Origin of the sequence: Kosakonia sp. SOY2, from assembly GCF_027109175.1 — a bacterium.
Lineage (GTDB): Bacteria > Pseudomonadota > Gammaproteobacteria > Enterobacterales > Enterobacteriaceae > Kosakonia.
Genome location: NZ_JAPVXH010000001.1, coordinates 325,168 through 338,703, shown reverse-complemented (window position 1 = coordinate 338,703; position 13,536 = coordinate 325,168). Strand labels below are relative to the sequence as shown.

At 55.9% G+C, this 13,536-nt stretch carries 11 protein-coding genes; 7 read left to right on the top strand and 4 right to left on the bottom strand.

Annotation, left to right across the window (positions count from 1 at the left end; genetic code table 11):
- Nucleotides 1-43: 43 nt before the first annotated feature.
- The 4 genes from ubiG to yfaE all read left to right on the top strand — a co-directional run bounded on the left by ubiG (nt 44) and on the right by yfaE (nt 4,840).
- Nucleotides 44-772, top strand: a complete 729-nt coding sequence (ubiG, locus tag O3S68_RS01585) for a bifunctional 2-polyprenyl-6-hydroxyphenol methylase/3-demethylubiquinol 3-O-methyltransferase UbiG (RefSeq protein WP_269230652.1) — start codon at nt 44-46, stop codon at nt 770-772.
- 344 nt (nt 773-1,116) lie between these two features.
- Entirely contained in the window at nt 1,117-3,402 is a 2,286-nt protein-coding gene (nrdA, locus tag O3S68_RS01580; RefSeq protein ID WP_020454502.1) for a class 1a ribonucleoside-diphosphate reductase subunit alpha, read from the top strand.
- Between the two features lie 53 nt (nt 3,403-3,455).
- Nucleotides 3,456-4,586 (top strand): class Ia ribonucleoside-diphosphate reductase subunit beta, encoded by a 1,131-nt coding sequence (gene nrdB, locus O3S68_RS01575; RefSeq protein ID WP_017458568.1) that lies wholly within the window; start codon nt 3,456-3,458, stop codon nt 4,584-4,586.
- Nucleotides 4,586-4,840, top strand: a complete 255-nt coding sequence (gene yfaE / locus O3S68_RS01570; protein WP_017458569.1) for a class I ribonucleotide reductase maintenance protein YfaE — start codon at nt 4,586-4,588, stop codon at nt 4,838-4,840. Before nrdB ends, yfaE begins: the two co-directional genes overlap by 1 nt.
- A gap of 27 nt (nt 4,841-4,867) precedes the next feature.
- Here yfaE and glpQ read toward each other — a convergent pair whose 3' ends face one another.
- Together glpQ and glpT are read right to left on the bottom strand one after the other, a co-directional pair.
- Nucleotides 4,868-5,932, bottom strand: coding sequence for a glycerophosphodiester phosphodiesterase (glpQ, locus tag O3S68_RS01565; RefSeq protein WP_097407115.1), 1,065 nt, complete (start codon nt 5,930-5,932; stop codon nt 4,868-4,870).
- A 12-nt stretch (nt 5,933-5,944) separates the two neighbouring features.
- Nucleotides 5,945-7,297 (bottom strand): glycerol-3-phosphate transporter, encoded by a 1,353-nt coding sequence (gene glpT / locus O3S68_RS01560; protein WP_269230651.1) that lies wholly within the window; start codon nt 7,295-7,297, stop codon nt 5,945-5,947.
- A gap of 273 nt (nt 7,298-7,570) precedes the next feature.
- Here glpT and glpA point away from each other — a divergent pair, with 273 nt between their 5' ends.
- From glpA to glpC, 3 genes are read left to right on the top strand one after another with little or no spacing between them, the layout of a single operon-like run.
- Entirely contained in the window at nt 7,571-9,193 is a 1,623-nt protein-coding gene (gene glpA, locus O3S68_RS01555; RefSeq protein WP_020454505.1) for an anaerobic glycerol-3-phosphate dehydrogenase subunit A, read from the top strand.
- Nucleotides 9,183-10,439 (top strand): glycerol-3-phosphate dehydrogenase subunit GlpB, encoded by a 1,257-nt coding sequence (gene glpB / locus O3S68_RS01550; RefSeq protein ID WP_269230650.1) that lies wholly within the window; start codon nt 9,183-9,185, stop codon nt 10,437-10,439. The genes glpA and glpB overlap by 11 nt, the downstream gene beginning before the upstream one ends.
- Nucleotides 10,436-11,626: an anaerobic glycerol-3-phosphate dehydrogenase subunit GlpC gene (glpC, locus tag O3S68_RS01545; protein WP_269230649.1), complete on the top strand. Its 1,191-nt coding sequence runs from the start codon at nt 10,436-10,438 to the stop codon at nt 11,624-11,626. The genes glpB and glpC overlap by 4 nt, the downstream gene beginning before the upstream one ends.
- A 23-nt stretch (nt 11,627-11,649) precedes the next feature.
- On the opposite strand, the gene O3S68_RS01540 is transcribed toward glpC, so the two are convergent.
- Both O3S68_RS01540 and O3S68_RS01535 read right to left on the bottom strand, forming a co-directional pair.
- Nucleotides 11,650-12,849 (bottom strand): nicotinamide mononucleotide deamidase-related protein YfaY, encoded by a 1,200-nt coding sequence (locus tag O3S68_RS01540; RefSeq protein ID WP_020454508.1) that lies wholly within the window; start codon nt 12,847-12,849, stop codon nt 11,650-11,652.
- Nucleotides 12,850-12,942: 93 nt separating this feature from the next.
- Nucleotides 12,943-13,485 carry a YfaZ family outer membrane protein gene (locus O3S68_RS01535; protein WP_097407112.1) on the bottom strand — a complete coding sequence of 181 codons (543 nt, stop codon included), beginning with the start codon at nt 13,483-13,485 and terminating at the stop codon, nt 12,943-12,945.
- Between the last annotated feature and the right edge of the window lie 51 nt (nt 13,486-13,536).

Here is a 13,536-nt window from a genome sequence, read left to right as displayed (position 1 = left end):
TGATATACTCACGGGTCTTATTGATAGAGGAGTTATTGCGCCCATGAATGCCGAAAAAACGCCGGTCGCTCAAAACGTTGATCATGCTGAAATCGCCAAATTTGAGGCTGTCGCCTCGCGCTGGTGGGATAAAGAAGGTGAGTTTAAACCCCTGCACCGCATCAACCCGCTGCGTCTGGGTTATATCAGCGAACACGCTGCCGGTCTATTCGGTAAGAAAGTGCTCGATGTCGGCTGCGGCGGCGGGATTCTGGCGGAAAGCATGGCGCAGGAAGGCGCGGATGTCACCGGGCTAGATATGGGCTTTGAACCGCTCCAGGTGGCGCGTTTGCATGCGCTGGAATCTGGCATTCAGGTCAATTATGTGCAGGAAACCGTAGAAGAACATGCGGCAAAGCATACGCAGCAGTATGACGTCGTCACCTGCATGGAGATGCTGGAGCATGTTCCGGATCCACAATCGGTGGTGAAAGCTTGTGCGCAACTGGTCAAACCCGGCGGCCATGTCTTCTTCTCTACTATTAACCGCAACGGCAAAGCCTGGTTGATGGCGGTAGTCGGCGCGGAATATGTGCTGCGCATGGTGCCGAAAGGCACGCACGACGTGAAGAAATTTATTAAGCCAGCGGAGCTCTTACATTGGATTGACGGCACCGTGTTACAGGAACGTCACATTACCGGGTTACATTACAACCCTTTGTTAAACCAGTTTACGTTAGGGCCGGGTGTGGATGTGAACTATATGTTACATACAACGGCAAAAAATGACTAAGGTCATCAGATAAAGTGATAGAAGATTGCGCAGCATCAAGTTGCGCAATTGCCTTTCCCGATGAAGAAATCAGCACTCGATCAAAAATTCATTTTTTTTTGCGAAATATTGACATCGCCGCCAGGCCTTACGATACGAGGACTTAGCGATTATCACCCTTTCGCAACCTCAATTTAACCTCAAAATCAACTCTTGTACTGAAAAGAATCCTTACTAGAATACTCACCATATAGCGTTTCTCTTATCGCAAACCCCCTATATGTAGTATTTATCCACAGAGTTAATCACAGCAACGAATTGTGGATAAATGGGGGATATTTTCTATTTCACGGACAGGTAATCACATGAATCAGAGTCTGCTGGTGACAAAGCGTGATGGTGGCACTGAGCGCATCAATCTCGACAAAATTCATCGAGTACTGGATTGGGCGGCAGAGGGGCTAAGTAACGTATCTATCTCTCAGGTTGAACTGCGCTCACACATTCAGTTCTACGACGGTATCAAAACGTCCGATATCCACGAGACCATCATTAAGGCCGCCGCGGATCTGATTTCCCGCGATGCGCCGGACTACCAGTACCTGGCCGCACGCCTGGCCATTTTCCACCTGCGTAAAAAAGCCTACGGCCAGTTCGAGCCGCCTGCGCTGTTTGACCACGTGAAGAAAATGATCGAGCTTGGCAAATACGATCATCATCTGCTGGAAGACTACACGGAAGAAGAGTTCAAGCAGATGGACGGTTTTATCGACCACTGGCGCGATATGAACTTCTCCTACGCGGCGGTGAAGCAGCTGGAAGGTAAATACCTGGTGCAGAACCGCGTGACCGGCGAGATCTACGAGAGCGCGCAGTTCCTGTATATCCTGGTTGCCGCGTGCCTGTTCTCCAACTATCCGCGTGAAACCCGTCTGGACTACGTGAAGCGCTTCTACGATGCCGTTTCCACGTTCAAAATTTCGCTGCCGACGCCGATCATGTCCGGCGTGCGTACGCCGACCCGTCAGTTCAGCTCCTGCGTACTGATCGAGTGCGGTGACAGCCTGGACTCCATCAACGCCACTTCCAGCGCGATTGTGAAATACGTTTCCCAGCGCGCCGGTATCGGTATCAACGCCGGCCGCATTCGTGCGCTGGGTAGCCCGATCCGCGGTGGTGAAGCGTTCCACACCGGTTGTATCCCGTTCTACAAACACTTCCAGACGGCAGTGAAATCCTGCTCGCAGGGCGGTGTACGCGGCGGCGCGGCAACCCTGTTCTACCCGATGTGGCATCTGGAAGTCGAAAGCCTGCTGGTACTGAAAAACAACCGTGGCGTGGAAGGTAACCGCGTGCGTCACATGGACTACGGCGTACAGATCAACAAACTGATGTACACCCGTCTGCTGAAAGGTGAAGAGATCACCCTGTTCAGCCCGTCCGACGTGCCGGGTCTGTACGATGCGTTCTTCGCCGATCAGGACGAGTTCGAACGCCTGTACACCAAATATGAAAAAGACGACAGCATCCGCAAACAGCGCATCAAAGCGGTGGAGCTGTTCTCTCTGATGATGCAGGAACGCGCGTCTACGGGCCGTATCTACATTCAGAACGTCGATCACTGCAACACCCACAGCCCGTTTGACCCGGTGGTTGCGCCGGTACGCCAGTCCAACCTGTGCCTGGAAATCGCCCTGCCGACCAAGCCGCTGGATGATGTGAACGACGAAAACGGTGAAATCGCGCTCTGTACGCTCTCTGCGTTTAACCTCGGCGCGATTAAAAACCTCGACGAGCTGGAAGAGCTGGCCACGCTTGCGGTGCGTGCGCTTGATGCCCTGCTGGATTATCAGGATTACCCGATTCCGGCCGCTAAACGTGGCGCGATGGGCCGCCGTACGCTGGGTATCGGTGTCATCAACTTTGCTTACTGGCTGGCGAAGAACGGCAAACGTTACTCGGACGGCAGCGCGAACAACCTGACGCATCAGACTTTCGAAGCCATTCAGTACTGGCTGCTGAAAGCCTCTAACGAGCTGGCGAAAGAGCAAGGCGCGTGCCCGTGGTTCAACGAAACCACCTACTCGAAGGGTATTTTACCGATCGATACCTACAAGAAAGATCTCGACGGTATTACCAACGAGCCGCTGCATTACGACTGGGAAGCGTTGCGTGAATCGATCAAAACGCACGGCCTGCGTAACTCCACGCTCTCCGCGCTGATGCCGTCTGAAACGTCGTCGCAGATCTCCAACGCCACCAACGGCATTGAACCGCCGCGCGGTCATGTGAGCATCAAAGCGTCGAAAGATGGCATCCTGCGTCAGGTAGTGCCGGATTATGAAAAACTGAGTAATGCCTACGAGCTGCTGTGGGAAATGCCGAATAACGACGGCTACCTGCAACTGGTCGGCATCATGCAGAAATTTATCGATCAGTCGATTTCGGCGAACACCAACTACGACCCGTCACGCTTCCCGTCGGGCAAAGTGCCGATGCAACAATTGTTGAAAGACTTGCTGACCGCCTACAAATTTGGTGTGAAAACGCTGTACTATCAAAACACCCGCGATGGCGCGGAAGATGCGCAGGATGACCTGGCACCTTCCATCCAGGACGATGGCTGCGAAAGCGGCGCATGTAAGATCTAACTAAGGGGCGGGGAAACCCGCCCTTTTTTTTCGCAAGACAGGACTCACATTCCATGGCATACACCACTTTTTCACAGACGAAAAACGATCAGTTGCTGGAGCCGATGTTCTTCGGCCAGCCGGTTAACGTGGCGCGCTACGATCAGCAAAAATATGACATTTTCGAAAAGCTGATTGAGAAACAACTCTCCTTCTTCTGGCGTCCGGAAGAAGTTGACGTTTCCCGCGACCGTATTGATTTCCAGGCGCTACCGGAACACGAAAAGCACATTTTTATCAGCAACCTGAAATACCAGACGCTGCTGGATTCCATTCAGGGTCGTAGCCCGAACGTTGCGCTGCTGCCGCTGATCTCTATCCCGGAACTGGAAACCTGGGTAGAAACCTGGGCGTTTTCAGAAACGATCCATTCACGCTCTTACACCCACATCATCCGCAACATCGTTAACGATCCGGCGGTGGTGTTTGACGATATCGTCACCAACGAGCAGATCCTCAAGCGCGCGGAAGGCATCTCGCACTTCTACGACGAGCTGATCGAAATGACCAGCTACTGGCATCTGCTGGGGGAAGGCACGCATAACGTCAACGGCAAAACCGTGACCGTCAGCCTGCGCGAGTTGAAGAAAAAACTCTACCTGTGCCTGATGAGCGTGAACGCGCTGGAAGCGATTCGCTTCTACGTCAGCTTCGCCTGCTCCTTCGCTTTCGCCGAGCGTGAGCTGATGGAAGGCAACGCCAAAATCATTCGCCTGATTGCCCGCGACGAAGCCCTGCACCTGACCGGCACCCAGCATATGCTGAACCTGCTGCGTTCCGGCGCGGATGACCCGGAAATGGCCGAGATCGCCGAAGAGTGCAAACAGGAGTGCTATGACCTGTTCGTACAGGCAGCATTGCAGGAAAAAGAGTGGGCGGAATACCTGTTCCAGGGCGGCTCGATGATCGGTCTGAACAAAGACATTCTCTGCCAGTATGTTGAGTACATCACCAACATCCGTATGCAGGCAGTCGGTCTCGACTTACCGTTCCAGACCCGTTCGAACCCGATTCCGTGGATCAACACCTGGCTGGTTTCCGATAACGTCCAGGTGGCACCGCAGGAAGTGGAAGTGAGTTCCTATCTGGTCGGCCAGATCGACTCTGAAGTCGACACCGACGATCTGAGTAGCTTCCAGCTCTGATGAGCCGTGTTACGCTTAGCCTTTCCGGCACGCACGTCCAGTGCCAGGATGAGCACCCTTCCCTGCTGGTGGCGCTCGAATCGCACCAGGTGGAAGTTGAGTACCAGTGCCGCGAAGGCTACTGCGGCTCCTGCCGCTGCCGCCTGGTGGCAGGCCAGGTGGACTGGATTGCCGAGCCGCTGGCCTTTATCAACGAAGGGGAAATTTTGCCCTGCTGCTGCCGGGCGAAAGGCGATATCGAAATCGAGATGTAAAAAAGGGCCTTCACAGGCCCTTTTGTTTTACTTGTGCTTTAAAAACTGCACCGCTTTATCCGGGAAATCGGTGAACAAACCATCGACACCCGCCTGCTGATACAACACCTTATAGAGCTGATTCACATCGCTGGCGTACGGCGGAAGCTGATCCGCGCGTACGGTAAACGGATGGACCTGCAAATGGCTGGCATGCGCCTCTTTCACCATTGCCGTAAGCTTGACGTTACCCGGTTTTGAACCGTCCGCCACCAGCATGTGGTAGTCCGGACCGATACCGTCGGCATACCGGGCGATCTGCTTCATCGCGCCGGGTTCGAACATCCAGTCGTAACTGTAATTCACCCATTTGCCATCCGGCTGCTGCTCCTGCGTTTCATTCCATTTGGTATACGCAATCAGCTGTACCAGTTTAAGATCCATCCCCATCTTCGGTTCCAGCTCATTCTTAATGCGCTTGAGCTCATTGACGTCAAAACATTGCAGGTACACGTTGTCCTGCTTGCTGGTGTAACCGTACTTTTTCAGCACTTCCAGCGTTTTTGCGGCAATATCTTTCCCCTCCTGATGGTGGAACCAGGGCGCTTTGATCTCCGGATAAATACCGATGTTTTTGCCAGTGGAGTGGTTTAACCCCTGCACAAACTCGATCTCCTCTTCAAACGTGTGAATGCGGAAATCGGATTTGCCCATCGGGAAACGCCCCGGATAGACCTGCACTTTTTTGCCCTTTTCCAGCTCGAACCCTTCGGTAAACTTCAGCGAGCGGATCTCGTCGAGCGTAAAGTCGATGGCGTAGTAGCGCCCGTCTTTACGCGCGCGCTGTGGGAAGCGCTCCGCGACATCCGTCACGCGGTCGAGATAGTGATCATGCAGAACGACCAACTGGTCGTCTTTGGTCATCACCAGATCCTGTTCCAGGAAATCCGCGCCCTGCGCATAGGCCATCGCTTTCGCCGGTAAGGTATGTTCCGGCAGATAACCGCTGGCGCCACGATGGGCGATAACGATTTTATCGGCGGCCAGCGCCTGGCTGGTTAACGCGCCTGCCAGCAGCAGGCTTGACGTCATACGGGTGAAAGTGGTTTTCATCAGTGCTCCCTGTTAGCTACGACGCGCCAGCACGTCGGCATGGTGACGTTTCTCGCCAATCATCACGATAACCAGCAGTAAAACCGCCAGAATGCTGCCGCCAATCATCACCATAAAGCCGCCATCCCAGCCGAAGAAATCAACGGTATAGCCAACAATGGCGCTGGCGGCGACAGAACCGCCAAGATAGCCAAACAAACCGGTAAAGCCCGCCGCCGTACCCGCCGCTTTTTTCGGTGCCAGCTCCAGCGCATGCAGACCAATCAACATCACCGGGCCATAAATCAGGAAGCCGATGATGATCATACAAGCCATATCCACGGTCGGGTTACCCGCCGGGTTCAACCAGTAAACGATAGTCGCAATGGTCACCAGCGTCATAAAGAACACGCCCGTTGCACCGCGATTACCGCGGAAGACTTTATCCGACATCCAGCCACAGAGCAGCGTGCCGGGAATACCCGCATATTCATAGAAGAAATAGGCCCACGAGGATTTATCCAGCGCGAAGTGTTTCACCTCTTTCAGGTAAGTCGGCGACCAGTCGAGAATGCCGTAGCGCAGCAGGTAAACAAAAACGTTCGCGACCGCGATATACCACAACAGTTTGTTCGGCAGGATGTACTGCATGAAAATCTGTTTGGCGGACAACTCTTCTTCGTGCTTGTCGCTGTAATCATCCGGGTAGTCGTTTTTGTACTCTTCAATCGGCGGTAAGCCGCAGGATTGTGGCGTATCGCGCATCAGTGCGAAGGCGAGAATCGCCACCAGAATCGCGCCAAACGCGGGCATATATAACGCCGCGTGCCAGTCGTTAAACCATGCCATCCCCAGCAGGAACAGCAGCGGAGGAATGCCACCACCGACGTTATGCGCACAGTTCCACACCGACACAATGCCGCCGCGCTCTTTTTGCGACCACCAGTGCACCATAGTGCGCCCACACGGCGGCCAGCCCATCCCCTGGAACCAGCCGCACAGGAACAGCAACACAAACATGACCATGATGCTGGATGTGGCCCACGGCACGAAGCCCATAACCAGCATCACCGCCGCCGCCAGAATTAAGCCGGCGGGCAGGAAAACGCGCGGATTCGAGCGATCCGACACCGAACCCATAATAAATTTCGAAAAACCGTAGGCAATGGAGATCCCGGACAGCGCAAACCCCAGATCGCCACGGGAAAAGCCCTGTTCGACTAAATACGGCATCGCCAGCGCAAAGTTCTTACGTACCAGATAGTAGGCGGCATAACCGAAGAAGATCCCGAGGAAAATCTGCCAGCGCAACCGCCGGTACAGCGGGTCGACTTGCGCATCGGGCAGACGCGATTGATGGGGGGCAGGTCTAAAAATACTCAACATAGCGGCCTCCGTGGCGCGGTAAGACTCATATCTTTCATTAATGAGTGAAAACGAACATAACCAGAGTTATTCGCGGCGGATTGTAGTGAAAGTTTTAACCAGAGAGAATGAGTTGTCGCAGATATTGTTACAGAAATATGACAAACATCTAACTTCACGCAAGAAAGCGCGTTTCACTTTCGTTTTTTGCTCGAATATGCGCGATATCAAACAAACCACAATCATAGTATGGCTAAATGGTTGCTAAGGAACGTCGACCAGAAGGACGCGAACATGCGCAACTCCAGTGACTACGATGTGATTATTATCGGCGGCGGCGCGACCGGTGCAGGCATCGCCCGCGACTGCGCCCTGCGCGGCTTGCGCGTGGTGCTGCTTGAACGCCACGATATCGCCACCGGCGCGACCGGCCGTAACCATGGCTTACTGCACAGCGGTGCGCGTTACGCGGTGACCGATAACGAATCAGCGCGTGAATGTATTGCCGAAAATCAGATCCTCAAACGCATCGCCCGCCACTGTATCGAACCGACAGACGGCCTGTTTATCACCCTGCCGGAAGATGATCTGGTCTATCAAAGCCAGTTTATTGACGCCTGTCTGCAAGCGGGGATCCCGGCGCAGGCCATCTCACCGCAGGAAGCGCTGCGCATGGAGCCAAGCGTCAACCCGGCGCTGATCGGCGCGGTGCGCGTACCGGACGGCACGGTGGACCCTTTCCGTCTCACCGCCAGCAATATGCTGGACGCGCGCGAGCACGGCGCCAAAATCCTCACCGGACATGAAGTGTGTGGCCTGATCCGCCATGGCGACACGGTGAGCGGTGTGCGGCTTTATCATCCCGCCAGCGGCGAAACACAGGAGTTACATGCGCCTGTGGTGGTCAACGCCGCCGGGATTTGGGGCCAGCGTATCGCTGAGTATGCCGATCTGAGCATCCGCATGTTTCCGGCGAAAGGCGCGCTGCTGATCCTCGATCACCGTATTAACCAGCACGTCATCAACCGCTGCCGCAAACCCGCCGACGCCGATATTCTGGTGCCTGGCGACACGATTTCACTGATTGGCACCACCTCGACGCATATTGATTACGCCGATATCGATAACCTGCGCGTCACGCCTGACGAAGTGGATATTCTGCTGCGTGAAGGGGAAAAACTGGCACCGGTGATGGCGAAAACGCGCATTCTGCGTGCTTATGCCGGTGTGCGACCGCTAGTCGCCAGCGATGATGATCCGAGCGGACGCAATGTCAGCCGGGGAATTGTGTTGCTGGACCACGCGCAGCGCGACGGACTGGAAGGGTTTATCACTATTACCGGCGGCAAACTGATGACTTACCGGCTGATGGCCGAATGGGCAACGGATGCCGTGTGTCGCAAGCTCAATCATCATGCCCCTTGCACCACCGCCACCGCGCCGCTGCCTGGCTCACGTGAGCCGACAGAACAGGCGCTCAAAAAAATCATTTCTCTGCCGACGCCGCTACGCGGTTCGGCGGTCTATCGCCATGGCGATCGCACGCCAGCCTGGCTTGGTAGTGACAGACATAACCGCAGTCTGGTTTGCGAATGTGAAGCCGTCACTGCCGGGGAAGTGCAGTACGCCGTCGAAAACCTCAATGTCCACTCGCTGCTGGATTTGCGCCGCCGCACACGCGTCGGGATGGGCACCTGCCAAGGCGAGCTATGCGCCTGTCGCGCTGCCGGGTTGCTTAACCGCATGCATGTCACGACCGAAAGTGAATCTCTGCATCAACTGGCCGGTTTTCTTAATGAACGCTGGAAAGGCGTTAAACCCGTTGCCTGGGGCGATGCGCTGCGTGAAAGCGAATTCACACGCTGGGTTTATCAGGGGTTGTGCGGTCTGGAAAAGGAGGCGGAAGATGAGATTTGATACGGTCATTATCGGGGGCGGGCTGGCCGGTTTAGTCTGCGGGATCCGTCTTGCGCAGAGCGGCCAGCGCTGCGCCATTGTCAGCCGCGGACAGAGTGCTCTGAGCTTCTCTTCCGGCTCGCTGGATTTGCTTTCACACTTACCCGACGGCCAGCCCATCGATACGCTTGATAGCGCCATCGCGCACCTCCAACAGCACCATGCCAGTCACCCTTATGCCCGACTCGGCGCAGACCAGGTTCGCCACTATGCACACCAGGCGCAAACGCTGCTGGCAGATTGCGGGCTGGCATTACAGGGCGATGTTGATACGCCGCACCAGCGCGTAACACCGCTTGGCACATTCCGCACCGCCTGGCTTAGCCCGCTGGAAGTGCCGGTAAAAACAGAAACCCACCAGCACACTGGCGTCGTTGGTATCAGTGGTTTTCTTGATTTCCAGCCGCAGCTTGCCGCTGGTGCCCTGCGTAAACGCGGTATTGACGCGCAGGCAGAAGAGATAGATCTGCCGCTACTGGATCGGCTGCGTGATAACCCCAGCGAATTTCGCGCGGTGAATATCGCCCGCCTGCTGGACGCACCCGAGCACTACAACGCTCTGTACGAAGCGTTGCTGCCGCTAAGCCAGCACTACGCGATGCTCTATCTGCCCGCCTGCTTTGGTCTGACGGACAACAGCGTCTTTACGCGCCTTAACCAGCAACTGGCCTGCCCGCTGCGCCTGCTGCCTACGCTGCCGCCATCTGTACCGGGTATGCGCATGCAACAACTCCTGCAACAGGCTTTTATACACAGCGGCGGTAACTGGATGCCCGGTGACGAGGTGCTGCGTGCCGATATCGCCGATCAGCGCGTAACGCAAGTGTGGACGCGTAAACATGAAGATATCCCGCTGCGTGCGCGCAATGTGGTGCTCGCCAGCGGCAGTTTTTTCAGTAACGGGCTGGTTGCCGGGCGCGATCGCGTGCGGGAAACGGTGTTTGATCTCGACGTGCTGCAAAGCGCGCAGCGTCAGGAGTGGTATCGCGATGATGTGTTTGACAGCCAACCGTGGCAGCAGTTTGGCGTGCAGACCGACGCGCAACTACACGGCCTGCGCGAGGGCGACGCCGTGAACAATCTTTATGTGGTTGGTTCGGTGCTGGGCGGTTTTGATGCCATCGCCCAGGGGTGCGGCGGCGGCGTTTGCGTCGTTACCGCGCTGCATGCCGCACAGCAAATTAGCGCACAGGGAGGCGAACAATGAACAATACGCAATTTGAAAGCTGCATTAAATGCACCGTTTGCACCACCGCCTGCCCCGTCAGCCGCGTCAATCCGGCTTACCCTGGCCCGAAACAGGCAGGCCCTGATGGCGAGCGTCTGCGGTTAAAAGACGCCGCGCTGTATGATGATGCGCTGAAGTACTGCACCAACTGTAAACGCTGCGAAACTGTCTGCCCGTCCGGGGTGAAAATTGGCGATATTATTCAGCGCGCCCGCGCCCAGTACGCGCCGAAAAAGCTCTCCATACGTAATGCCATTCTCAGCCACACCGACCTGATGGGGACGCTATCAACACCGATGGCGCCGCTGGTGAATGCGGCAACATCACTAAAACCCGTGCGCCAGTTGCTGGATACCGCATTAAAAATCGATCACCACCGCACGCTGCCAAAATATTCCAGCGGTACATTTCGCCGCTGGTATCGCAGCATTGCCGCGCAGCAACACGCATTTGCGCAGCAGGTGGCGTTTTTCCACGGTTGCTACGTGAATTACAACCATCCGCAGTTGGGTAAAGATCTGATCCGTGTGCTGAACCATATGGGCATCGGCGTACAGTTATTGCAGCGGGAAAAGTGCTGTGGCGTACCACTGATTGCGAATGGTTTTTTCGATAAAGCGAAAAAACAGGCGCAGTTTAATGTGCGCTCGCTGGAGCAGGCTATCGGGACCGAGGGACTGCCGGTTATCGCCACCTCGTCCACCTGCGCTTTCACCCTGCGCGATGAATATCCTCACCTGCTGGATGTGGATAACAGCCATTTGCGCTCGCATATCGATTTAGCCACGCGCTGGATCTGGCGCATGCTCGACGAAGGTCGCGCGTTGCCGTTGAAAGAAACGCCGCTGAAAGTGGTCTACCACACACCGTGTCATATGGAAAAAATGGGCTGGACGCACTACACGCTGGAGCTGCTGCGGCGCATCCCCGGGCTTGAATTGACGGTGCTGGATTCGCGCTGCTGCGGAATTGCCGGCACCTACGGCTTTAAAAGCGAAAACTACCCGACATCGCAGGCGATTGGCGCGCCGTTGTTCGAGCAGATTGAAGCCAGCGGCGCGGATCTGGTGGTGACGGATTGTGAAACCTGCAAATGGCAAATTGAGATGTCCACCAGCAAACGCTGTGAACATCCCATTACGCTACTGGCAAATGCATTGGGGTAACGGCATGCCGTTACCCTCAGCGATCACTCTACCGACAGCGTTTCCACCACATTGATCCAGCCGTGATCGCTGGCAATGTCTTTGCCCGCCAGCCAGCGGCGCAGGATGTTCAGCGCCATCATGGCGCACACTTCCTGGCGCACCACCAGCCCGTGGCGGTTGGTGTTGAATTTCACCCGCAGCGCGCGGGTGCCTTCCGGCGTCGCCAGCGCGAAGTTGAGATGATCCTCTTCAAGACCAGTCACCGTCAGCGCCAGTCCGGCGAGATGGCGATTGCGCAGCTCGGTGGTCCAGCGGGCACTCTGCGCCAGCGCTTCCGCCTGCGACGGTAACACTTCGCTGGCCAGCAGCGGCGCACCGGCGCGGGAAAGCTGTAAGGCCACCAGACCGCCGGTGAACTGTTCGCTCAGTGTCAGGCTGAGCTGACGTTCCCGCAGGGTTGCGGCAAGTGCTGCCGGTAAACCCTCGGTGCCTTCAAAAATCAAACTTTCCCCGGCGACGCGTTTTACTTCCGGCCACAGCGCTTCCATCGCGGCGCGATGCTCTGCCGGGCCGGTCAGTTTTAATTCGATAATCGGCATCGAAGAGCGGTAGCCCATCACTACGCCTGGCGGCAGTTGAAGGTGTTGCAGGCTCTGCGCCAGATCGCTCTCTGAGCGACCGAAAGTGGTTAAACGCAGGCAAACCGGCGGCTCCGGCAAGGTAAAGCGTGCGCGCAGGCGCGGCAGAATTTCTTGTTCCACCATCACCTTAAATTCCGATGGTACGCCCGGCGTGAAGAACATCAGGCAACGGTTGAGCTGCAGAGCAAAACCACAGGCGGTACCGACCGGGTTATCCACCAGTTCGGCGCTGGCCGGGATCTCGGCCTGTTTGCGGTTACTCGGTGCCATCACGCGGCCACGTTCGGTAAAGAAGCGTTCCATTTGTGCCAGCCACGCTTCGTGTAACACCAGTGCTTCGCCTTTGGCGGTCGCCGCCGCCAGCGCGCTGAGATCGTCACTGGTCGGCCCCAGGCCGCCATTCACAATCAGCACATCCGCGTGCTCACTACGTTCACGCAGGATAGCGACCAAATCATCAAGGTTATCGCCCACGGTGTTACGCCGCGTGAGAGGCAACCCCTGGTTAAAGAAAAAGTCAGCCAGCCAGGCCGCATTGGTATCCACAATCTGGCCATGCAGCACTTCATCGCCGGTCGATAACATCTCCACATTTAACATCGTTAGCTCCTGCAATCGAGGTTGAAACACTATAGCGCATGCGCAGAGGAAAAACGGAGACAAACGGGCGCGGACAGATGCCGCGCCAGGGGATTAGAAACTGGCGCTAACGCCAACATACGGGCCATCGGCAACCGCGTTGTCGCGACGCCCTTCTTTACCGGTCATGTCGATGTAGCGGTAACCAGCCTCAACCGTCAGCGGGCGCATAATGGTATAACGCGCCCCGGCGTTCGCTTCCTGATACTCTTTCACGCCGCTGGAGAGTGAATCCGGCGAGTAGTAGTATTCACCGAAAATACTGAAGCTGCTGGCAATTTTCCACTGCAACCCGCCACCGACAGCAACGGCATAACCTTCGCTGCCCACATCCGGATTGAGATAAATACCTTTACCGCCGACGGTCGCAAGGAACGGACCAAGCGGGATGTTGTAACCGAGCCCCAGACCGGCGATATCGCCGTCATCTTCACTGTGTGCCCAGTTACCGCTCACGGCGATCCCGCTGGTTTCAGTTCCCAAACCGAAACCAAAGTTAGTGTAATCTTTCCCAATCTGGCCGTTCAGACTCACGGCCTGCGCCCCAGCAGAGACCAGCAACACGCTGGCTAAACCTAATAAAGCAACCTTCTTCATTTTTGATTTCCGCACATAACGGGCCTGATGCCCAAAAGCCTCTGATTGTAC